Source organism: Klebsiella sp. 18074, assembly GCF_902705905.1.
GTDB lineage: Bacteria > Pseudomonadota > Gammaproteobacteria > Enterobacterales > Enterobacteriaceae > Klebsiella > Klebsiella terrigena.
The window spans coordinates 15706-37860 of sequence record NZ_CACSIS010000024.1 but is presented as its reverse complement, the minus strand read 5'-3'; the positions used below and the strand labels follow the sequence as shown (position 1 = coordinate 37860).

Genomic DNA, 22155 nt, shown 5'->3' with positions numbered 1-22155 from the left:
AGTAATGATTGAGTTTATCACAGCTGAGGATTATCCATATATGGTCAGCCATTTATGGCGCACCCAGTGCCCTTTTGGTAATATCGGAAGCCCTTTTTACAACAGAAGATGTAATGCTCACTATGACTCAAGTCGCGAAGAAAATTCTGGTAACGTGCGCACTGCCGTACGCCAACGGCTCAATCCACCTCGGCCACATGCTGGAGCACATCCAGGCTGATGTCTGGGTCCGTTACCAGCGAATGCGCGGCCACGAGGTCAACTTCATCTGCGCCGACGACGCCCACGGCACGCCGATCATGCTGAAAGCTCAGCAGCTTGGCATCTCCCCGGAGCAGATGATTGGCGAGATGAGTCAGGAGCACCAGACCGATTTTGCTGGCTTCGACATTAGCTACGATAACTACCACTCCACCCACAGCGACGAAAACCGCGAGCTGTCGGAGCTTATCTACTCGCGCCTGAAAGAGAACGGTTTTATTAAAAACCGCACCATCTCTCAGCTCTACGATCCGGAAAAAGGGATGTTCCTCCCTGACCGTTTTGTGAAGGGAACCTGCCCGAAATGCAAATCACCGGATCAGTACGGCGATAACTGCGAAGTGTGCGGCGCGACCTACAGCCCGACCGAGCTTATCGAGCCGAAATCGGTGGTTTCCGGCGCGACGCCGGTGATGCGTGAATCCGAGCACTTCTTCTTCGACCTGCCGTCGTTTAGCGAAATGCTGCAGGCATGGACCCGCAGCGGCGCGCTGCAGGAGCAGGTGGCGAATAAGATGCAGGAGTGGTTCGAGTCAGGTCTGCAGCAGTGGGACATTTCCCGCGATGCGCCATACTTCGGTTTCGAAATCCCCAACGCGCCGGGCAAATATTTCTACGTCTGGCTGGACGCGCCGATCGGCTACATGGGTTCATTCAAAAACCTGTGCGACAAGCGCGGCGATAACGAAAGCTTTGACGCCTACTGGAAGAAAGACTCTGACGCCGAGCTGTATCACTTTATCGGCAAGGATATCGTCTACTTCCACAGCCTATTCTGGCCGGCGATGCTGGAAGGCAGCGGCTTCCGCAAGCCAACCAACCTGTTCGTTCACGGCTACGTGACGGTCAACGGCGCGAAGATGTCTAAATCGCGCGGTACCTTCATCAAGGCCAGCACCTGGCTGAACCACTTTGATGCCGACAGCCTGCGCTACTACTACGCCGCCAAGCTCTCTTCGCGTATCGACGATATCGACCTCAACCTCGAAGACTTCATTCAGCGCGTGAATGCTGACATCGTCAACAAGCTGGTTAACCTCGCATCGCGCAACGCCGGCTTTATCGCCAAACGTTTCGACGGCGTGCTGGCGGCCGAGCTGGCGGATCCGGCGCTGTACCAAACCTTCACCGATGCGGCAGCAAGCATTGGCGAAGCGTGGGACAGCCGCGAGTTCGGTAAAGCCATCCGTGAAATCATGGCGCTGGCCGACGTGGCTAACCGCTACGTTGACGAGCAGGCGCCGTGGGTAGTCGCCAAACAGGAAGGCCGCGATGCCGATCTGCAGGCTATCTGCACCATGGGCCTGAATATGTTCCGCGTGCTGATGACCTGGCTCAAGCCGGTGCTGCCGCAGCTGAGCGCGCGCGCCGAAGCGTTCCTCAACAGCGAACTGAGTTGGGATGCTATCCAGCAGCCGCTGCTGGCGCATAAGGTCAACACCTTCAAAGCGCTGTATAACCGCATCGAAATGAAGCAGGTTGAGGCGCTGGTAGAAGCATCGAAGGAAGAGGTCAAGGCGCTTTCCGCACCGGTTACCGGCCCGCTGGCGGACGATCCGCTGCAGGAAACCATCACCTTTGATGATTTTGCCAAAGTGGATATGCGCATCGCGCTGATTGAAAACGCCGAATTCGTCGACGGCTCCGACAAGCTGCTGCGCCTGACGCTGGATATCGGCGGCGAGAAGCGCAACGTCTTCTCCGGCATCCGCAGCGCCTACCCCGATCCGCAGGCGCTGATTGGCCGTCTGACGGTGATGGTGGCGAACCTCGCGCCGCGCAAGATGCGCTTCGGCATCTCCGAAGGGATGGTGATGGCGGCGGGCCCTGGCGGGAAAGATATCTTCCTGCTCAGCCCGGACAGCGGCGCTCAGCCTGGCCAACAGGTCAAATAATCTCCGCGTAAAACGCTGCCCCGGCAGCGTTTTTTTTGCCTGTCGCCCGCCCGAACGGGCGCTTTTATTTGCCCCCCTCGCGGATAAGAACAATACTCAATACGCTATTCTGACAACGGAACGGTATACATACCAACACAGGGAACCGGGATGAAATACACACACAGGCTGACCGCAATCGCCGTCGCCGCTCTGCTGGCCACGACGCTGGCCGGCTGCGACAACAAAAAAGAGCAGAGCAAAACCTTTAACCGCGCGGCCGAAGGCGTCGAGCTCAGCTTTACCTACTATTATGATGGCGACAAGGTGCTGCGCCAGGATGCCAACAACACCATCCCCTATAAAACCATCGGCGCCAGCAATAAAGAGCAGGCGCGGGCGATTATTGAACCGATGAGCAGCGTCTACCGCAGCATCAAGGGCGTGGAGCAGACCATCGACTACAAAGACAGCTATGCCCTGGAGCATCTGAGCGTCGATTTTAGCGAGGCGAAGATCGGCGAGCTGTGCAAGCTGCCGGGATCGATGTTTACCGACTGCTCGCGGCAGTTCGTGTCGATGTCGGTGTCGACAAAATTACTCGAAGAGCAGGGTTTTCAGGAAGTGAAGTAGGTCATCGCCCGGCTAAGCGTTGCGCCAGCCGGGCCGCCTGAGGCTGCAACTCAGGCTTTAGCGGCGTGAACGCGCTCGGTCAGACCGCGCAGGAAATAGCGCAGGAACTGATCGCCGCACTCGCGGAAGTTTTTATGCTCCGGCGCGCGCATCATGGCGGTAATTTCCGGCATCGAAACGCGGAACTGCTGCTGGGTCAGAATGGCGAGAATATCGTCGGTCTTCAGGGAGAAGGCGATACGCAGTTTTTTCAGCACGATATTGTTATTCACCCGACGCTCAACCGCCAGCGGCGGCGCGGACTCATCTTTACCGCGTTTATCGTAAATCAGACCGTTGAGGAAGATCGACAGGAGGATATCCGGGCAGCGCTGGAAGCCGTCCTCATCCTCTTTTTTCAGCCACGGTACCAGCTGCTCTGCGCTGACGACGGAATCGCCGAGCGCGAAAATACGCACCAGGCCATCATTATTGGTTTTCAAGGTGTAGCGCAGGCTACGTAGGATATCGTTGCTGATCATAATGCCTTCATGATGAAAAATACTGGCGCTAAGTCTACCACGATTCTGCCGTTTTACAGACCAATCGCCTCTTTCAGGCTTTTTAAGTAGCGGCGGCTGACCGGCACCGTATGCCCGGCGCGCATCAGCAGCTCGGCCTGGCCGTTCTCCTCGAGGCGGATCTCCTTCAGGTGGGCCATATTGACCAGATACTGACGGTGGCAGCGCAGCAGCGGCGTTCGGCTCTCGAGGGTGCGCAGGGTCAGCTCGGTAAAGCCCTCCTTCCCTTCGCTGTCGGTAACGTAAATACCGCTCATCCGGCTGCTAACAAACGCCACGTCCTCCATCTGCAGCAGCCAGATCCGACTATGCCCGCTGCACGGAATATACTTTAGCGCCTGGCGGGCGTCGTCGAGCAGCGAGATATCCTGCAGGCTGCGCTCCTGGCGCAGGCGCGCGAGGGTTTTATCCAGCCTCGCGACCTCAATCGGCTTGAGCAGATAGTCAAACGCGTGCTCCTCGAACGCCTTAACCGCATATTCGTCGAAGGCGGTCAGGAACACGATATAGGGCCGATGCTCCGGGTCGAGCATGCCGACCATCTCCAGCCCGCTGATGCGCGGCATCTGGATGTCGAGGAACAGCACGTCCGGGCGCAGCTTGTGCACCGCGCCGATCGCCTCAACGGCGTTACCACACTCGCCCACGACCTCGATATCGCTCTGCGCCTCCAGCAGGATCCGCAGATTTTCACGCGCCAGCGGCTCATCATCAACTATCAGTACTTTTAACACGCGCTCTCCTCCACGGGCAGTCGCAGCGTAACGCGGGTAAAGCGCTCGGCTTCACAGGTCACGGTAATTCCACACTCGGCGCCAAATCGCGCCCGCAGCCGCCGGTCCACCAGGCTCATGCCGAGCCCGCTGGCGTCCGGATTGGCCTGATACAGCCCGGCGTTATCTTCGATATCCAGCTGCAGCCAGCGCTCCTCCTGGCTGGCGCGAATGATAATCTCGCCCACCCCAAGGTGCTGCGAGGTGCCGTGCTTAATGGCGTTTTCCACGATCGGCTGCAGCGTAAACGCCGGCAGCTGGTGATGCGCCAGCGCCTCGGGCACCTGCATATGAATCTGTAGATTGGCCTGGAAACGCGCCTTTTCAATCTGCAGGTAGGCATTCACATGCTCAATCTCATCCGCCAGGGTGACAATCTCCGACGGCCGCTTCAGGTTCTTGCGAAAGAAGGTCGACAGATATTGCACCAGCTGGCCGGCCTGGTCGCTGTCACGGCGGATCACCGCCTTCAGGGTATTGAGGGCGTTGAACAGAAAATGCGGGTTAACCTGGGCATGCAGCAGCTTAATTTCCGACTGGGTGAGCAGCGCTTTCTGTCGCTCATACTGCCCGGCAAGAATTTGCGCCGACAGCAGCTGGGCAATCCCCTCGCCCAGCGTGCGGTTGATTGAGCTGAACAGCCGGTTCTTGGCCTCATACAGCTTGATGGTGCCAATCACCCGCTGGTTCTCGCCGCGCAGCGGGATCACCAGCGTGGAGCCGAGCTTGCAGTGCGGGTGGATTGAGCAGCGATACGGAACCTCGTTGCCGTCGGCATACACCACCTCCCCGCTGTCGATCGCCTTTTGGGTGTAGAGGGAGGAGATAGGCTTGCCGGGCAGATGGTGATCGTCGCCGATGCCGGTGAAGGCCAGCAGCCGGTCGCGATCGGTAATCGCTACCGCGCCGATATCCAGCTCCTGGATAAGCACCTGCGCCACCCGCATGCTGTTCTCTTCGTTAAACCCCTGGCGCAGGATCCCCTCCGTCGAGGCCGCAACCTTCAGCGCGGTGGCGGAAAACGCCGAGGTGTATTTTTCAAACATCGCCCGCTTATCGAGCAGGATGCGCATAAACAGCGCGGCGCCAACGGTATTGGTAACCATCATCGGCGCGGCAATGCTCTGCACCAGATGCAGGGCGTCCTGAAACGGGCGTGCGATCAGCAGGATGATCATCATCTGCACCAGTTCGGCAAAGAAGGTGATCGCCCCGGCGGTCAGCGGGCTAAAGACCTTATCCGGCCGCCCGCGCTTGACGAGGATGCTGTGCACCAGCCCGCCAAGCAGCCCTTCAACCATGGTGGAAACCATGCAGCTTAGCGCGGTCATGCCGCCAAGCGAGTAGCGGTGCAGCCCGCCGGTCAGCCCGACGAGGCCACCGACCACCGGCCCGCCGAGCAGGCCGCCCATCACCGCACCGATGGCCCGGGTATTGGCGATAGAGTCTTCGATATGCAGACCGAAGTAGGTCCCGAGAATGCAAAAAATGGAGAAGGTGACGTAGCACAGCAGCTTGTGCGGCAGACGGACGGTAACCTGCATCAGGGGGATGAACAGCCGCGTCTTGCTCATCAGCCACGCGATGACTAAAAAGACGCACATCTGCTGAAGCAGCAGCAACACCAGATCGAACTCGTACATACCCGCAGACCACACATCACCTGAAAGCGCGTAACATACACCGCTGGGGAAAATCTTTCTTTGAAGCGCTACAAGAAAATGAACATTCATGGCCGGGATCACACTTCTTAGCGCCTCGCTCTCTTTGTCAGCACAAAAAATGAGCAAATATTTCCCCTTCCACAAACTGCTTCTACAGTTATAGGGAGGAGAATTCTGCGGGAGGGGAAGAGATGACGCTTTATACGATTGGTGAAGTGGCCCAGCTTTGCGATGTTAACCCGGTCACGCTTCGCGCCTGGCAGCGGCGCTACGGACTGCTCAAACCTCAGCGTACCGACGGCGGCCACCGCCTGTTCAACGAGCAGGAAATTGACCGCATCCGCGAAATTAAGCGCTGGATTGACTCCGGCGTTCAGGTAGGAAAAGTCAAAACGCTGCTCGCCGACAGCGACCCGCAGGAGCAAGGCGGCTGGCGCGAACAGCAGGAGATCGTGCTGACGCTGCTCCACGATGGCAGCTACCATCGCCTGCGGACGTGGATTAAAGAGCGCAGCCACAGCTATCCGGCACACACCCTGGTCAACCACCTCTTCATTCCTTTACGCCATCGCCTGCTCAGCCCCCAGCCGACGCTTATCGCGCTGCGCGGCATTCTCGACGGGATCCTCATCAACCACATTGCGCAAAGCCTCGCCAGCGCCTGGAAGCACCCCGGCAGCCACGCGCTGGTGATGGGCTGGAACAGCGGTGACATCGCCCGGCTGTGGCTGGAGGGCTGGGTGGCCAGCGAACAGGGCTGGCGGGTCGACGTCGTCGCCCACTCGCTGACGCAGATTCGCCCGGAGCTGTTCCCCGAGAGCACTCTGCTGGTGTGGTGCGGCGAAACGCCCGCTTCCGCCGAGCAGGAGCAACTGCTGGAGTGGCAGCAGCAGGGGCGCGTTATCTGGCTAAATAGCAATTAATGTTTCATTAACACCTGCGCTTCACCGTATAATCGCCCCGTTAACATCAGGAGCCTATTATGAAGCCAGCAAAAATTGCGGTTATTACCCTGTTCTTATTTATGGCTATCGGCGGGATCAGCGGCGTTATGCTTGCCGGTTACTCCTTTATCGTTCGCGGCGGTGTCGGCTGATTCGCTGATTCAGCCGCTCAAACCCGCGGTCAACCACGATCGCCGCCAGCGCCACCAGCAGCGCCCCCTGCAGAACATAGGCGGTATTAAACCCGCTCAGGCCAATGACGATCGGCGTGCCGAGCGTATTGGCCCCGACGGTTGAGGCAATCGTCGCCGTCCCCATATTGACGATCGTCGAAGTGCGAATGCCGGCCAGCATCACCGGCGCCGCCAGCGGCAGCTCGACTTTGACCAGCCGCTGCCAGCCGGTCATCCCCATTCCCTGCGCCACCTCAAGCGCCCCCGAGGGCACTGCGCTCAGCCCCGCCAGGGTGCCCTGCAGCACCGGCAGAATGCCGTACAGCGCCAGCGCAATCAGCGCCGGCTCCCAGCCAAACCCCAGCACCGGAACCGCAATCGCCAGCACCGCCACCGGCGGAAAGGTCTGCCCCATGGCGGCAATGGTCTCCACCAGCGGGCGAAATTCGCGGCCCGCGGGGCGCGTTACCGCAATCCCCGCGCCCACGCCGATAAGCGTTGCTGCGAGGCTGGAGAGCGCAACCAGCCAACAGTGCGCGAGGGTCAGGGCAAGAAAGCTCTGCTGCTGATAGACCGGGCGCGGCAGCTCCGGAAACAGGGCGCTAAACAACGGCGCGCTGTAGGGAAGCGCCAGCAGAATGGCGATAAACAGCGCCAGCAGCCACAGCAGCGGATCACGCAGAACCTTCATGCCGAACCCCCTCGCGCAGCAGATCGGCAAAGTGCAACGTCCCGCACGCGGCCCCCCGTTCATCCACCACCGGCAGCACCTCGCGGCGGTGGGCCACGAACAACGACAGCGCTTCGCGCAGCGTCATCGCCACGTTGAGGGTATCGCCGGCGAGACGTTCATCGCGGCGCAGATAGTCGCCGACGCCGCGCAGCGATAGCAGGCGCACGCCAAGCTCGCTGCGACCAAAAAAGGTCTCAACAAAGTCGTTCTTCGGCTGCAGCAGCATCTGCAGCGGCTCCCCCTGCTGCACCACTTCCCCGCCGTCCATCAGCACCAGGTGATCCGCCAGCCGCAGCGCCTCGTCAATATCGTGGGTGACCAGGACAATGGTGCGCCCCAGCAGCCGGTGAATGCGGATCATCTCCTGCTGCAGCGCCTCGCGGGTCACCGGGTCGAGCGCGCCGAAGGGTTCGTCCATCAGCAGCACCTCCGGGTTGGCCGCCAGCGCCCGCGCCACGCCAACCCGCTGCTGCTGGCCGCCGGAAAGCTGGTGCGGATAGCGCGCCCGCAGCGTGGCCTCCAGCCCCAGCAGCGCCATCAGCTCATCAACCCGCGCCTCAATTTTTTGGCGCGGCCACTTCTGCAGTTGCGGGACAGTGGCGATATTCTGCGCCACCGTCCAGTGGGGAAACAGGCCTATCGACTGGATGGCATAGCCCATCCGCCGACGCAGCGCCAGCACCGGCTGCTCGCGGATATCCTGGCCGGCGAAGCGGATAGTGCCGCTGTCGTGCTCGACCAGCCGGTTAATCATCTTCAGGGTCGTCGATTTGCCCGAGCCAGAGGTGCCGATAAGCACCGAGAATGCCCCTTCCCGCAGGTGCAGGTTGAGGTTTTTCACCGCCGGCTGCCCGGCAAACGATTTGCTTACGCCGTCAAATTCAATCACCGGCCTCTCCTTTTAGCAACGCGCCCCACAGCGCAAAAAGCGCATCCACCACCACCGCCAGCGCAATCGTCGGGATCACCCCGAGCAGCACCAGGTCCAGCGCGCTGCTGAGCAGGCCCTGGAAGACCAGAGCGCCAAATCCTCCGGCGCCGATCAGCGCCGCCACCACCGCCATACCGACGGTTTGTACGCTCACCACCCGCAGGCTGCGCAGCAGTATCGGCAGCGCCAGCGGCAGCTGTACCTGCCAGAAACGCTGGAAAGCGCTCATGCCCATCGCCGCCGCGCTTTCCAGCGCTTCGCGCGGCACCTGCTGCAGGCCGGTGACCACGCCGCGCACCAGCGGCAGCAGAGCGTAGAGCACCAGCGCAATCAGCGCGGGCGCCGTTCCGGTGCCGGAGATACCGGCCTCAGCCAGCGCGGGAAAGCGGCGCGTCAGGCCGGCAAGCGGCGCGATCAGCAGGCCAAAGAGCGCCACCGAAGGGATAGTTTGAATGACGTTGAGGCAGGTAAACACCGACGCCTGCCAGCGCGGCTGCCGCCAGATCCACACGCCCATCGGTACGCCGATGAGCAGAGCGGGTAGCAGCGTACCGAGCAGCAGGAGCACGTGCTGGCGCAGGGCATCGTCAAAGATGTCCTGGCGGTTGGCGTACTCTTTTAGCAGCGAGAGCGAGTCAAGCCTCCCCGTCGCCAGCAGGACGCAGGGAATGAGCCAGATTTGCGCATTGAGTAGCCAACGCCACAGGGTCCGCGCCGTCAGGCGCCGTATCGCATCGCTGGCCAGCAGCAGGCACAGCGCCAGCGAAAGCCATAGCCCGCTGCCCGGCGACGTGCGCGCCAGCGACGACCCGCTTTGCGCCAGCTGCAGCGCCGCCTGCCCGCCGCCGTACCACAGCAGCGGCAGCAGCGCATCGGCTATCAGGAAGGTTAACAGCAGCGGTAAGCGGCCCGGGATCGCGCAAAGCAGCAGGACGGCCGCCGCCATACCCAGCTGCGCGGCGGCCAGCCACGGCCAGCTCTGCCACAGCCAGCGCGCCTCGCCGGAGAGCAGCCGGTTCGGCGCATAGTTAACAAACGGCAGCGCCACCATCATCAGCAGTAAAAGTGCCAGCAGCAGCGAAACGCGGTTATAGCAACGAATAGCCACCCAAACCTACTTCAACAGACCTTTTTGCTGCAGATAGTCTGCGGCAACTTTCTTCGCGTCCAGCCCTTCCACCGCAATGCTGGCGTTGAGCTGCTGCAGCGTTTTTTCGTCAAGGCTGGCGAAGACCGGCTGCAGCCACTGCGCCATCTGCGGATAGGCCTTCAGCACCGCTTCGCGCACCACCGGCGCCGGGGCGTAGATCGGCTGCACGCCTTTCGGATCGCTCAGCGTTTGCAGCCCGAGCGCGGCCACCGGCCCGTCGGTCCCATAGGCCATCGCTGCGTTGACGCCGGAGGTCTGCTGCGCCGCCGCCTTGATGGTCACCGCCGTGTCGCCGCCGGCCAGCGACAGCAGCTGGCTTTGATTAAGCTTGAAATCGTAGGCCTTTTCAAAGGCCGGGAGCGCATCCGGACGTTCGATAAACTCAGCGGAGGCCGCCAGCTTGAATTCGCCGCCCTTTTGCAGATAGCCGCTCAGGTCGGCCAGTGAAGTGAGATGATTTTTTTGCGCCACATCCTGACGCACGGCGATGGTCCAGGTGTTGTTGGCCGGCGCGGGCGTTAGCCAGATGAGCTTATTCTTCTCGGCGTCCAGGGTTTTGACCTTCTCATAACCCTGCTGTGCGTTTTTCCACGCTGGATCGTTCTCCTGCTTAAAGAAGAAGGCCCCGTTGCCGGTGTACTCAGGATAAATATCTAATTCGCCCGCGGTAATGGCGCCGCGCACCACCGGGGTGGTCCCGAGCTGCACTTTATTGACGGTCTTCACCCCGTGGCTCTCCAGCACCTGCAAAATAATATTGCCCAGCAGCGCCCCTTCGGTATCAATTTTCGAGCCCACTTTGACCGGCTCCGCCGCCTGAAGCGGCAGGCTCACCAGGGCTGCCAGCGCCAGCGCGACCGACCATTTACTTGCAATCCTCATCCCGCTTCCCTCTTTAATTTGCGCTCCATTTACAGAAGCTTAAGAGAAAAGCGTAGCGCAAATGCGCGATGAAAGGAAAAGAAAAGGCCGGTTACCCGGCCTGATAGAGGAGCAAAGTCGGCGCATCGCGCCGGCCCAAATTAGAGCAGTTCAAACTCACCCTGCTTCACACGGGCAGAATCGACGCCGATAAAGACGTTGAATTTACCCGGCTCGGCGGCGTATTTCATTTTCTGGTTCCAGAACTTCAGGGCGTCGACCTCAATCGGGAAGCTGACGGTCTGCGTCTCGCCCGGCTTGAGGGTCACGCGCTTGAAGCCGCGCAGCATTTTCACCGGACGGCTCATCGAGGCGGTCACGTCCTGCAGGTACAGCTGGATAACCGTGGCCCCTTCGCGCTTGCCGGTATTGGTCACCTGCACGCTGGCGGTCACGCTGCCGTCGGCCTGCATGGTCGGTGCCGACATTTTAACGTCAGAGACGCTGAAGGTGGTGTAGCTCAGGCCGTAGCCGAACGGGTAGAGCGGGCCGTTGGCCTCGTCGAAGTAGCGTGAGGTGTACTTATTCGGCTTGTCGGCGTTGTAAGGACGACCGGTATTGAGGTGGCTGTAGTAGACCGGGATCTGCCCGACCGAGCGCGGGAACGACATCGGCAGCTTGCCGGACGGATTGGCGTCGCCGAACAGCACGTCGGCAATGGCGTTGCCGCCTTCGGTGCCGGCAAACCAGGTCTCCAGCATCGCGTCAGCCTGCTGATCCTCTTTGACCAGCGCCAGCGGGCGACCGTTCATCAGCACCAGCACCAGCGGTTTACCGGTGGCTTTGAGAGCGCTGATTAAATCGCGCTGGCTCTGGGGCAGCGTGATATCGGTGCGGCTGGAGGCCTCGTGTGCCATCCCCTGCGCTTCGCCGACAACCGCGACAACCACATCGGACTGCTTCGCGGCGGCTACCGCCTCGTCGATCATCGCCTGCGGCGAGCGCGGGTCGACCTGCACCGCTTTTTCATACAGGTTGAGGAAATCAACGATGCCTTGATCGTTCGTCACGTTGGCGCCGCGGGCGTAAAGCACCTTGCCCCGATCGCCGAGCGCCGTTTTAATTCCGGTAAGCACGGTAACCGACTGATCGGCAACCCCCGCCGCCGACCAGCTGCCCATCATGTCGCGCTTGCTGTCGGCCAGCGGCCCAATGACCGCCACGGTGCCCGATTTTTTCAGCGGCAGCGTCTCGAGACGGTTTTTCAGCAGTACCAGGCTTTCACGCGCGACTTCCCGAGCCTCTTTACGATGCAAGCGGCTTTCGGCGTTGGTGTCCTGCGGGTCTGACTCCTTCGGCCCCAGGTGGCTGTACGGATCGTTGAACAGGCCCATGTCGTATTTGACGTTAAGCACGTGGCGCGTCGCGTCGTCCAGCTCCGCCATCGTCACCTTGCCGGACTTCACCAGATCCGGCAGGTATTTGCTGTAGTACTCGTCACTCATGCTCATATTGATGCCGGACTTCAGCGCCACGCGCACCGCGTCTTCCGGGTCGGAGGCCACGCCGTGCTTGATAAGCTCTTTGATCGCCCCATGGTCGGAAACGGTAATGCCCTTAAAGCCCCAGTCGTCGCGCAGCACCTCTTTTAGCAGCCACGCGTCGGAGGTTGCCGGGGTGCCGTTGAGCGAGTTAAGCGCCACCATGACCGCGCCGCTGCCGGCATCCAGCCCCGCTTTGTACGGCGGCATATAGTCGTTGAACAGGCGCTGCGGGCTCATATCGACGGTGTTGTACTCTTTACCGCCCTCCACCGCGCCGTAGGCGGCGAAGTGCTTCACGCTGGTCATCACCGAGTAGCGGTCCGCCGGGCTCTTGCCCTGCATCGACTCAACCATCGCTTTGCCCATCATGGTGGTTAAATAGGTATCTTCGCCAAAGCCCTCGGAGGCGCGCCCCCAGCGCGGATCGCGGGAGACATCCACCATCGGCGCCCAGGTCATGTTGAGGCCATCGTCGGCGGCTTCATAGGCCGAAATACGCCCGACGGTATTTACCGCGTCGAGGTTGAAGGAGGAGGCCAGGCCGAGGCTAATCGGGAAGACGGTGCGCTGACCGTGGAGCACGTCGTAGGCGAAGAACAGCGGAATTTTCAGCCGGCTGAGCTGCATGACCTGGTCCTGCATCACCCGGATATCCGAGCGGGTCACGGTGTTAAAGATAGCCCCGACCTGGCTCTCTTTGATCATCTCGCGGATCGCCTCTTTCGGGTTATCCGGCCCGACGCTAATCAGCCGCAGCTGGCCTATCTTTTCGTCCACCGTCATCTTCTTCAGCAGTTCGCTGACGAAGGCATCCCGCGCCTGCGGAGTCAAAGGATGGTTGCCGAACAGTTCATCCGCCAGCGCGGGTTGCAGCGCCAGGCTAACGGCGAGGCCTACAGTACAGAGCCATTTCATGGTTATCTCTCTTTCTTCCAGTAGCGAGGATTTTGGCGAAGCCTATACTTTATCAATTTCGAACTGCGGCGCTCGTCGTCCCGGCGCTGGCCCGCAAAGGGCGAGGCCGGCGGCGCGCGCAGCTTGTAGGCGACAAGTATAATAAAAACCGCAGTTTGCCATAAACATAAGCGAGACGCCTGTAGAAAGCTCGGCTTCTGCTCTGATTTTTCGAAACATTCTTGCACCAAATTGTCATACAAAGCGCTATTCTTAGTGCAGAATTTTTTGTCCCACCACAAGGAGTGGATCATGTCATCTGCAGCTACACCACAAAACAACGCATTTCTGACAGAGCTGGCGCGACTGGTTGGCTCCTCGCATCTGCTCACCGATCCGGCCAAAACCCAGCGCTATCGCAAAGGGTTCCGCTCCGGCCACGGCGACGCGCTGGCCGTGGTCTTTCCCGGAACGCTGCTGGAACTCTGGCGGGTGCTGAGCGCCTGCGTGGAGGCCGATAAAATTATTCTCATGCAGGCGGCGAATACCGGCCTCACCGAAGGCTCCACCCCCAGCGGCAACGATTACGATCGCGACATCGTGATTATCAGCACCCTGCGCCTCGACAAGCTGCATCTGCTGGGTAAAGGCGAGCAGGTGCTGGCCTTCCCGGGCACCACGCTCTATTCGCTGGAGAAGGCGCTGAAGCCGTTTGGCCGCGAGCCGCACTCGGTGATTGGCTCCTCCTGCATCGGCGCATCGGTTATCGGCGGCATCTGCAATAACTCCGGCGGTTCGCTGGTTCAGCGCGGCCCGGCCTATACCGAGATGTCGCTGTTTGCGCAGATTGATGAAAGCGGCAGGCTGCGTCTGGTTAACCACCTGGGCATCGATCTCGGCACCTCCCCGGAGCAGATCCTCAGCCATCTCGACGACGATCGCATTAAGGATGAAGACGTCCTGCACGACGGCCGCCACGCCCACGATCATGATTACGTTACCCGCGTGCGCGACGTCACCGCCGACACGCCGGCGCGCTACAACGCCGACCCCGACCGCCTGTTTGAGTCCTCGGGCTGCGCCGGCAAGCTGGCGGTGTTTGCCGCCCGTCTCGACACCTTCCCGGCGGAAAAGCGCCAGCAGGTGTTTTACATCGGCAGCAACAGGCCTGAAGTGCTGACCGAAATCCGCCGCCATATTCTTGCTGAATTTAACAACCTGCCGGTGGCGGGAGAATATATGCATCGCGATATCTACGATATCGCCGAGCGCTACGGCAAGGACACCTTCCTGATGATCGACAAGCTCGGCACCGACAAAATGCCGTTCTTCTTCACCATGAAGGGCCGCACCGACGCGATGCTGGAGAAGGTGCCGCTGTTTAAGCCGCACTTCACCGACCGCTTTATGCAAAAAATCGGTCACGTTTTCCCGGCGCACCTGCCGGAGCGAATGAAAATCTGGCGCGATAAATATGAGCACCACCTGCTGCTGAAGATGGCGGGCGACGGCGTCGAGGAAGCCCAGGCGTGGCTGACGGAGTACTTTAAAGAGGCCGAGGGCGATTTCTTCGTCTGCACGGCGCAAGAAGGCAGCAAGGCGTTCCTGCACCGCTTCGCCGCGGCGGGTGCCGCCATCCGCTACCAGGCCGTTCACGCCGACGAGGTGGAGGATATTCTGGCGCTGGATATCGCCCTGCGCCGCAACGACAGCGAGTGGTTTGAGCATTTGCCGGCCGAGATCGACGACCAGCTGGTCTATAAGCTCTATTACGGCCACTTTATGTGCCACGTCTTCCACCAGGACTACATCGTTAAGAAAGGCGTGGATGCCCACGAGCTGAAGGAGAAGATGCTGGTGCTGCTAAAAGCGCGCGGCGCGCAGTATCCCGCCGAGCACAACGTCGGGCATCTTTACGAAGCGCCGGAGAGCTTAAAGCAGTTCTATCGCCAGAACGACCCGACCAACAGCATGAACCCGGGGATCGGCAAAACCAGCAAGCAAAAATACTGGGGCGAGCACCAGGAGAGCGACGGCAGCGCCTCGTAGGCGCAGGCGCTAACCATGAACGTCTTCGGCCTGACCTCGCCCGCTGGCAAGCAGGCCGAAGAACGATCCCTGCCGGGGCTATTCATCTACCGGGGTTATGTATTACGCTGCATGCCGAAGAAAACGCGTCCCCGGTAAACCTGGCTTAAGGAGCCCCACCATGTCCGAAGCGGATATGTTACACAGCGCTGAATTAGAAATCCGCGAAGCCCTGCCCGATGATGCTCACGCCATCGCCGCGCTGTACGTTTGGCACGTCCTCAACGGGCGCGCCTCCTTTGAAGATATTCCCCCCACCGTCGACGAAATGCGCAAGCGGATTAAAACCGTACGCGACAACGGCCTTCCGTGGCTGGTGGCGCTGTGGCGTGGGTCCATCGTCGGCTACTGCTACGCCACCTTTTACCGCCCTCGCCCGGCCTATCGCTACACCCTTGAAGAGTCGATTTACGTCGAATCAGGCATGGGCGGACGCGGCATCGGTAGCGCCCTGCTGTCGCAGCTCATCGCGAAGTGCGAGCAGGGGCCGTGGCGGCAGATGCTGGCCATTATCGGCGACGGGCACAATAACGCCGGCTCGCTGGCGATCCACAAAAAATTTGGCTTTAGCGTGGCGGGGCAGCTGCGCAGCGTGGGCTACAAGATGGGCGACTGGCGGGATACGCTAATTATGCAGCGCCGGCTTGGCGACGGCGACCTGACGATCCCGGAGTAGATTTGGGCGAAAACCCGCAGCGGCGTCGCCTGCCGGGAGAGCGCCAAAGCGCCGGGACGGGCAATCCCCGAGCCGGCGCTTTGGGCAAAGCCAGGCGTCCGATTAATCGTTCTGCGCGGTCTGCGCGCCGCCTTTCAGCATCGCATCCGCCATCTGCGCTTCACGCTGCTTTTTATAGCTCAGAGCTGAAGCCGGAACCGGCATCACCTTCCCGGTCTCAATCCACGTCCGCAGGCGGCTGGCGTCGGCAAAGTGCGTATATTTGCCAAACGCATCCATCACCACCAGCGCCACCGGGCGCTGATTAATCACCGTGCGCATGATCAGGCAGTGGCCCGCGGCGTTGGTAAAGCCGGTTTTGGTCAGCTGAATATTCCAGTTATCGCGATACACCAGGTGGTTGGTGTTGCGGAACGGCAGCGTATAGGCCGGCTGGGAGAACGTGGCCATATCCTCTTTGGTGGTGCTCAGCTGACCGATCAGCGGATACTGCTCGGTGGCAATCAGCAGTTTGGTCAGATCGCGCGCGGTCGAGACGTTGTGAATCGACAGGCCGGTCGGTTCAACGTAGCGGGTATGGGTCATGCCCAGCGCCTGCGCCTTGGCGTTCATCGCGCGAATAAAGGCGTCATAGCCGCCGGGATAATGGTGGGCGAGGCTCGCGGCGGCGCGGTTTTCCGAAGACATCAGCGCCAGTAGCAGCATGTTACGACGGCTGATTTGGCTGTTCAGGCGCACGCGTGAATAGATCCCCTTCATTTCCGGGGTGTGGCTGATGTCCACGCTCAGCATCTCATCCAGCGGCAGATGGGCATCAAGTACCACCATGGCGGTCATCACTTTGGTGATGGAGGCCATCGGGCGAACCAGATCCGGCTGGCTCTGGTAGACAATTTTTTTACTCGCAAGATCGACAATCATCGCGCTACCGGAAGCGATATCCGGCTGTATGGCGTGAACGGTCGCGGGGGTTTTTGCTATCGCCTGGGGCGCAAAAGGAACAGCCAGCAGCAAAGTCAGGCTGAGCAAAGAAACTCGAAATTTCGGCATGGTGAGCATTCTGAAAAGTATTTTTGCACGTTTGTACGTACGCTGCGGCGCTGAAGCAAAAACGACGCTGGCGGGAGCAATCATACCGCGCCACGGCCGCGCCTGGCTAATAAGAATAGTGAGCAAATGCTGCATTGCCAGCATAAAAATCCATTTATGCTGGCAATGTATGTTGTTAGAACAGCCGGTAGCCGTAGCCCCACAGGATAACGGTTATCGCCAGCAGCACTTCCAGCACCAGCACCCCGATTGCGAGGGTGGAGCTGGTAAAGCTTAGCCCCTCTTCACGATTGATACTCAGGAAGGTTGGGATCCCGAGATAGAGCAAGTAGCCGGTGTAAAACAGCGCCACCGTGCCGACAAACGCGCACAGCCACACCAGCGGATAGAGCGCCACGATCCCGCTTAAAAACAGCGGCGTCGCGACGTAGCCTGCAAACACCATGCAGCGTTTTAGCGAGGGCCGCTGCGGATAGCTTCTCGCCATCCACCAGATGACCCGCCCCATCACCGCCACCCCGGCGAGCATCACGGCATAAAACAGCACCGCGAGCGCCAGCCCGGTAAACAGCGACGGTTTTATCACGGTGCCATCGCCGAAGTTCCAGCCCAGCTGCGTGGCACCAATAAACGCGCAGATAACCGGAATCGCCGCCATGACTAGCACGTGGTGCGTGTAGTGATGCGAAATCGTTTCGTTTTCGCTTTTGATAACGCTCATCTCTTGATTCGGATGAGAGAAAAGTCCCCAGACATGGTTCATAGCGTCCCCCTTGTCACGGCCTCGTACAGCAGTGATACAAGTATAATTCACCCTGAGAGATTATTTTGTATACAGCGATAAAAAGGCACTTAACCTCATTTTAAGCGCCAGGGTGTATGCTTAGGTTTTAGGGTAAAAACGTCGCGTCACTCAGAACGGTTAAGACTGGCGGCCGGGCCGCGCGCCGGCGCTACCTGAAAGGTGCCGCGAGGAGGGAGAATTTTTTGTATGGATGTCAATAACCTGATTTCCCATTATGGCTACGCTGCGCTGGTCATCGGCAGCATAGCGGAAGGCGAAACTATCACCCTCCTTGGCGGAGTGGCGGCGCATCAGGGCTTATTGAAGTTTCCGCTGGTGGTCATTTCCGTGGCGCTGGGCGGGATGATTGGCGACCAGCTGCTGTACCTGCTCGGCAGGCGCTTTGGCGGCCGGCTGCTGCGACGCTTTTCCCGCCAGCAGGCGCGGATCCGTAAGGCGCAGCGCATGATCCAGCGCCGCCCCTACCTGTTCGTCATCGGGGCGCGCTTTATGTACGGCTTTCGCATCATCGGCCCGCTGCTGATCGGCGCCAGCCGCCTGCCGCCGAAGGTCTTTCTGCCGCTCAATATCCTCGGGGCGATCGTCTGGGCGCTGCTGTTCACCACCCTCGGCTACCTGGGGGGAGAAGCCATTGGCCCGTGGCTGCATCATCTTGATGGCCATCTCAAGTACGCAGTCTGGCTGATCCTTGTGGTTGTGCTGGTGATCGCCGCGCACTGGTGGCTGAAGCGCCGCGAAGCGCAAAGGAAAGAGTAGACGGGCACCCCGGCGGCGGCGTCGCCGGGGAAAACGGGATTACTTCGCGGCCTGGCGGTAGCCGCCGCCCAGCGCGGAGGTCAGCTGAATGTTGGCGTCCAGCCACTGACCGTGCAGGCGCAGCGCGGAAATTCGCTCTTCGAGCGCCGGCAGCTTCGCCATGCTGACTTTCGAACCCGGCAGGATCCCGGCATTCATCCGCGCCTGCGCCAGATCCACCATCCGCCGGGCGTCTTTTTCGACCTGCTGCTGCTGCTGATTTTTCTCCATCAGGGTCTCTACCTGGCTCGCCGCCTTCGCCACCTGATTCACCGCGTCAACGACCGCTTTGTTATACTTTGCCACCGACAGATTGTTCTGCGCGCTGACGATATCCAGGTTAGCGTTCAGGCGGCCGCTATCAAAGATAGGCAGCGTCAGGCCGGCTGAGAGCCCCATCTGCTGCGCCGAGTGGCGGAACAGATCGCTTAAGTGCAGGGCATCCTGCTGCAGGAAGCCCATCAGGTTAATATCCGGATAGAACGCCGCTTTCGCCGCATCCACCTCGCTTAAAGAGGCTTCGATATACCAGTGCGCCTCCTGCAGATCCGGGCGGCGCGCCAGCAGCTCGTAGCCCAGCTCGGTCGGCATTTGCGTGCTGACGGCGGGCAGAGGCGCCGGACGGAGGTTCAGCGCCCGGCTCTGGCTGTTGGTTAAGGCCATCAGACGCGCCTCAATCTCCTTCATGCTGCCGGTTACATCGGCCAGATGCTGATCGGTTTTGCTGACGTTGATATCGTTCTCCGCCCCCTCAACCGAGTTGGTGATCCCACGCTGGTACAGCGCGCGATCGACGCTGACGATATTGTTCTGCTCATCCTTCAGCTGCTGCAGCACGTTTTTCACCGCCGCCTCGGTCTGCCACTGCCAGTAGAGGCGCGCCACGCTGCTTGCCAGCAGCTCTCGGGTTTGCGCCTGCTCGGCTATCTGTGCCTTCACTTCACCGATGCGGGCCTTCACCAGCGCGCGATTTTTCCCCCACAGATCCAGATCCCAGCCCGCCGTCAGGCCGAAGGTGCCGTTGGTGTACCACGGCCCGGTGTTGCCATCGGTATCGGTCGCGAAAGGCCCCATCAGCCCCTCTGAGGACATTTTCTGCCGCTCAACGTTGGCGGAAAAGTCCATCTCCGGGCCAAGGTTGGCCTGCGACATCCGCGCCTGGGCTTCCGCCAGCTTTATCCGCTGGTCGGCAATCTGCATATCCGGCGCGTTGGCTAAGGCGCGCTGAATCAGGCTGTTCAACTGCGGATCGCGGTACTCTTGCCACCAGCTGTCGTGCGGCCAGCCGTTTTTCACGCTGGCAGGCAGCTCCGTTGCCACATGGGAGGCAGGAGTCTGCTGCTGCGGCGGAGTGCCGGTATCGTGTGACGGCGCGCAGCCGGCCAGCGCAATGACCAGGGGCAGCCCGGCGATAACGCGTTTGCTCAGATTCAGGTTCATGAGATAGGTCAGATTACTTAATAAGGTCGGTTATAATAAAGTAATTGACCTCGTGCCGTTAAGTAAAGCGTGTGGCTAGCCAAATAAAATGTTTAAAAATAAATAAATGAATTCACGGAGTGAACATGAGCCAGAATATTTACGATGACCCGAGCTTTTTCGCCGGCTACGCGACTCTCGACCGTTCGGTAAAGGGCCTTGACGGCGCACCGGAGTGGCCCGCTATTCAGCAGATGCTGCCGCCGTTATCCGGCCTGCGGGTGATTGATCTCGGCTGCGGCTACGGCTGGTTCTGCCGCTGGGCCCGCGACCAGGGCGCGGCGCAGGTGAGCGGACTGGATATCTCCAGCCGCATGCTCGAACGCGCGCGCGAAATGAGCGAGGGTCAGGATATTGACTACCGCTGCGCCGATCTGCAAACCCTGACGCTGCCCGCCAACGGCTGCGAGCTGGTCTACAGCTCGCTGGCCCTGCACTATCTGCCGGACGTGGCCCCGCTGTTCGCCACCGTTTATCAGGCGTTAACCCCCGGCGGCACGCTGCTCTTTTCCGCCGAACATCCGGTCTACACCGCGCCGCTGCGTCAGGGCTGGCAGGAAGATGCCGAGGGGCAGAAAAGCTGGCCGGTCAGCCACTATCAGCAGGAGGGTGAGCGCATCAGCAACTGGTTTGCCGATGGGGTAAAAAAACAGCACCGCAAGCTCGCCAGCTGGATAAACCTGCTGGTTGCCGCCGGCTTCGTGATTGAACATCTTGACGAGTGGGGCCCGACGGCGGCGCAAATTGCCGCCCAGCCGGGCCTCGATGAAGAAAAAGAACGGCCGATGATCTTTTTACTGCGCGCGCGTAAACCGGCGTAACCGGCTGGCGGCCCGGAGCCTGCGGGCCGCAGAGCGGCTTACTCTTTCAGGCTGGCACCGTTGCTGGCAATGACCTCTTTATACCAGCTAAAGCTCTTCTTCCTGCTGCGCGCCAGCGTACCTTTACCCTCGTCGTCACGATCGACGTAAATAAAACCGTAGCGCTTGGAGAGCTCGGCCTTCGAGGCGCTCACCAGGTCGATGGGCCCCCAACTGGTGTAGCCCATCAGCTCGACGCCGTCGTCGATAGCCTCCCGCACCTGCAGCAGATGATCGTTCAGGTAGGCGATGCGGTAGTCATCATTGATGCTGCCGTCCGCTTCTACCTTGTCCTTCGCGCCGAGGCCGTTTTCAACAATAAACAGCGGCTTTTGATAGCGATCCCACAGGACGTTAAGCAGCGTGCGCAGGCCCAGCGGGTCGATTTGCCAGCCCCACTCCGAGCTCGCAAGGTGCGGGTTGGGCACCATGCTGAGAATGTTACCGCGCGCTTTTTTATTCAGCTCCTCGTCGGCGGTCACGCAGCCGGTCATATAGTAGCTAAAGGAGATAAAATCGACGGTCTCCTTCAGCGCCGCGCGGTCGGCGTCGGTTATCTCAAGGCTGATATCCTGCTCGCGGAAATAGCGCAGCATATAGCCCGGATAGGCGCCGCGACACTGCACGTCGCCGAAGAACTGCCAGCTGCGGTTCTGCTGCAGGGTCTCAAAGATATCTTCAGGACGGCAGCTGAGCGGGTACATCAGGCCGCCAAGCAGCATATTGCCGATTTTCCCGTCTTCAACTATCTCGTGGCAGGCCTTAACCGCCAGCGCGCTTGCCACCAGCTGATGATGTATCGCCTGGTAGACCGCCGCCTTGCTGCTGCCCTCCGGCAGGCCGACGCCGGTCATCGGCGCATGCAGGGACATGTTGATTTCGTTAAAGGTGAGCCACAGCTTGACCTTATGCTGATAGCGGGCAAACACCGTGCGCGCATAGCGCTCAAAGAAGCCGATGACCTCGCGCCCGCCCCAGCCGCCGTAGTTTTTCACCAGCGCCCACGGCATTTCGTAATGCGACAGCGTCACCAGGGGGGTGATGTTGTGCTGCGCCAGCTCATCAAACAGCCGGTCGTAGAAGGCCAGTCCGGCTTCGTTGGCTTCGCTATCGTCGCCGTTGGGAAAAATGCGCGTCCAGGCAATCGACACCCGCAGGCAGTTAAAGCCCATCTCCGCGAACAGGCTGATATCTTCCGGGTAGCGGTGGTAGAAGTCGATGGCGATATCCTTGATGCCGCTGTCGCCGGCGGCGCGTTCAACCACCTCGCCAAATACGCCGTGCGGCTGAACGTCTGACGTCGATAGCCCCTTCCCCTCCTCCAGATACGCCCCTTCCACCTGGTTTGCCGCGGTCGCGCCGCCCCATAAGAATGTTTTTGGGAATGTCTTCATCTCTCTCTCCTGT

General features: G+C 60.2%; 21 protein-coding genes. 9 read left to right on the top strand and 12 right to left on the bottom strand.

Annotated features, from left to right (window positions below):
- Nucleotides 1-122 precede the first annotated feature (122 nt).
- Together metG and GVK32_RS21010 are read left to right on the top strand one after the other, a co-directional pair.
- Nucleotides 123-2156, top strand: coding sequence for a methionine--tRNA ligase (gene metG / locus GVK32_RS21015; RefSeq protein ID WP_159866377.1), 2034 nt, complete (start codon nucleotides 123-125; stop codon nucleotides 2154-2156).
- 150 nt (nucleotides 2157-2306) lie between these two features.
- On the top strand, nucleotides 2307-2768 hold the full coding sequence (locus GVK32_RS21010; RefSeq protein WP_159866267.1) for a YehR family lipoprotein: 462 nt from the start codon (nucleotides 2307-2309) through the stop codon (nucleotides 2766-2768).
- Between the two features lie 50 nt (nucleotides 2769-2818).
- Here the strand turns inward: GVK32_RS21010 and GVK32_RS21005 are convergent, their stop codons facing one another.
- From GVK32_RS21005 to GVK32_RS20995, 3 genes are read right to left on the bottom strand one after another with little or no spacing between them, the layout of a single operon-like run.
- Nucleotides 2819-3289, bottom strand: a complete 471-nt coding sequence (locus GVK32_RS21005) for a DUF1456 family protein (RefSeq protein WP_045855829.1) — start codon at nucleotides 3287-3289, stop codon at nucleotides 2819-2821.
- 53 nt (nucleotides 3290-3342) lie between these two features.
- On the bottom strand, nucleotides 3343-4062 hold the full coding sequence (gene btsR / locus GVK32_RS21000) for a two-component system response regulator BtsR (RefSeq protein ID WP_159866264.1): 720 nt from the start codon (nucleotides 4060-4062) through the stop codon (nucleotides 3343-3345).
- Nucleotides 4056-5744, bottom strand: a complete 1689-nt coding sequence (locus GVK32_RS20995) for a sensor histidine kinase (RefSeq protein ID WP_159866261.1) — start codon at nucleotides 5742-5744, stop codon at nucleotides 4056-4058. Before GVK32_RS20995 ends, btsR begins: the two co-directional genes overlap by 7 nt.
- 212 nt (nucleotides 5745-5956) lie before the next feature.
- On the opposite strand from GVK32_RS20995, the gene GVK32_RS20990 reads away from it, so the two are divergent.
- Both GVK32_RS20990 and GVK32_RS20985 read left to right on the top strand, forming a co-directional pair.
- The gene (locus GVK32_RS20990) at nucleotides 5957-6688 is read left to right on the top strand and encodes a MerR family transcriptional regulator (protein ID WP_159866258.1); all 732 of its coding nucleotides are present in this window, start codon (nucleotides 5957-5959) and stop codon (nucleotides 6686-6688) included.
- 59 nt (nucleotides 6689-6747) lie between these two features.
- Entirely contained in the window at nucleotides 6748-6861 is a 114-nt protein-coding gene (locus GVK32_RS20985) for a protein YohO (RefSeq protein WP_071844955.1), read from the top strand.
- On the opposite strand, the gene GVK32_RS20980 is transcribed toward GVK32_RS20985, so the two are convergent.
- The 5 genes from GVK32_RS20980 to bglX form a co-directional block, all read right to left on the bottom strand.
- Nucleotides 6836-7573 (bottom strand): ABC transporter permease, encoded by a 738-nt coding sequence (locus GVK32_RS20980; protein ID WP_133599077.1) that lies wholly within the window; start codon nucleotides 7571-7573, stop codon nucleotides 6836-6838. The genes GVK32_RS20985 and GVK32_RS20980 overlap by 26 nt on opposite strands.
- On the bottom strand, nucleotides 7557-8504 hold the full coding sequence (locus tag GVK32_RS20975; RefSeq protein WP_159866255.1) for an ABC transporter ATP-binding protein: 948 nt from the start codon (nucleotides 8502-8504) through the stop codon (nucleotides 7557-7559). Before GVK32_RS20975 ends, GVK32_RS20980 begins: the two co-directional genes overlap by 17 nt.
- Nucleotides 8497-9654, bottom strand: a complete 1158-nt coding sequence (locus tag GVK32_RS20970) for an ABC transporter permease (RefSeq protein ID WP_159866252.1) — start codon at nucleotides 9652-9654, stop codon at nucleotides 8497-8499. Before GVK32_RS20970 ends, GVK32_RS20975 begins: the two co-directional genes overlap by 8 nt.
- A gap of 6 nt (nucleotides 9655-9660) precedes the next feature.
- Nucleotides 9661-10578 carry an ABC transporter substrate-binding protein gene (locus tag GVK32_RS20965; RefSeq protein ID WP_159866249.1) on the bottom strand — a complete coding sequence of 306 codons (918 nt, stop codon included), beginning with the start codon at nucleotides 10576-10578 and terminating at the stop codon, nucleotides 9661-9663.
- A gap of 140 nt (nucleotides 10579-10718) precedes the next feature.
- Entirely contained in the window at nucleotides 10719-13016 is a 2298-nt protein-coding gene (gene bglX / locus GVK32_RS20960; RefSeq protein ID WP_159866246.1) for a beta-glucosidase BglX, read from the bottom strand.
- Nucleotides 13017-13307: 291 nt separating this feature from the next.
- Between bglX and dld the strand changes: the two genes are divergently transcribed.
- Genes dld through GVK32_RS20950 form a run of 3 tightly spaced genes read left to right on the top strand, consistent with a single transcriptional unit; the run spans nucleotide 13308 to nucleotide 15759 of the window.
- Nucleotides 13308-15044 (top strand): D-lactate dehydrogenase, encoded by a 1737-nt coding sequence (dld, locus tag GVK32_RS20955; RefSeq protein WP_159866243.1) that lies wholly within the window; start codon nucleotides 13308-13310, stop codon nucleotides 15042-15044.
- Nucleotides 15045-15059: 15 nt separating this feature from the next.
- Nucleotides 15060-15182: a hypothetical protein gene (locus GVK32_RS29445; RefSeq protein WP_255429265.1), complete on the top strand. Its 123-nt coding sequence runs from the start codon at nucleotides 15060-15062 to the stop codon at nucleotides 15180-15182.
- A 22-nt stretch (nucleotides 15183-15204) separates the two neighbouring features.
- Complete coding sequence (locus tag GVK32_RS20950) at nucleotides 15205-15759, top strand: GNAT family N-acetyltransferase (protein ID WP_041146457.1); 555 nt, start codon at nucleotides 15205-15207, stop codon at nucleotides 15757-15759.
- Nucleotides 15760-15861: 102 nt separating this feature from the next.
- On the opposite strand, the gene pbpG is transcribed toward GVK32_RS20950, so the two are convergent.
- The gene (gene pbpG / locus GVK32_RS20945; RefSeq protein ID WP_159866241.1) at nucleotides 15862-16809 is read right to left on the bottom strand and encodes a D-alanyl-D-alanine endopeptidase; all 948 of its coding nucleotides are present in this window, start codon (nucleotides 16807-16809) and stop codon (nucleotides 15862-15864) included.
- 175 nt (nucleotides 16810-16984) lie between these two features.
- On the bottom strand, nucleotides 16985-17572 hold the full coding sequence (locus tag GVK32_RS20940; protein ID WP_159866239.1) for a Yip1 family protein: 588 nt from the start codon (nucleotides 17570-17572) through the stop codon (nucleotides 16985-16987).
- 228 nt (nucleotides 17573-17800) lie between these two features.
- On the opposite strand from GVK32_RS20940, the gene GVK32_RS20935 reads away from it, so the two are divergent.
- On the top strand, nucleotides 17801-18370 hold the full coding sequence (locus GVK32_RS20935) for a DedA family protein (protein WP_159866236.1): 570 nt from the start codon (nucleotides 17801-17803) through the stop codon (nucleotides 18368-18370).
- Between the two features lie 39 nt (nucleotides 18371-18409).
- Here the strand turns inward: GVK32_RS20935 and mdtQ are convergent, their stop codons facing one another.
- Complete coding sequence (gene mdtQ, locus GVK32_RS20930) at nucleotides 18410-19849, bottom strand: multidrug resistance outer membrane protein MdtQ (RefSeq protein WP_132512254.1); 1440 nt, start codon at nucleotides 19847-19849, stop codon at nucleotides 18410-18412.
- Between the two features lie 125 nt (nucleotides 19850-19974).
- Here mdtQ and GVK32_RS20925 point away from each other — a divergent pair, with 125 nt between their 5' ends.
- Nucleotides 19975-20709, top strand: a complete 735-nt coding sequence (locus GVK32_RS20925) for a bifunctional 2-polyprenyl-6-hydroxyphenol methylase/3-demethylubiquinol 3-O-methyltransferase UbiG (protein WP_159866233.1) — start codon at nucleotides 19975-19977, stop codon at nucleotides 20707-20709.
- Nucleotides 20710-20747: 38 nt separating this feature from the next.
- Here the strand turns inward: GVK32_RS20925 and GVK32_RS20920 are convergent, their stop codons facing one another.
- Nucleotides 20748-22142 carry a glycoside hydrolase family 1 protein gene (locus tag GVK32_RS20920; protein WP_159866230.1) on the bottom strand — a complete coding sequence of 465 codons (1395 nt, stop codon included), beginning with the start codon at nucleotides 22140-22142 and terminating at the stop codon, nucleotides 20748-20750.
- Between the last annotated feature and the right edge of the window lie 13 nt (nucleotides 22143-22155).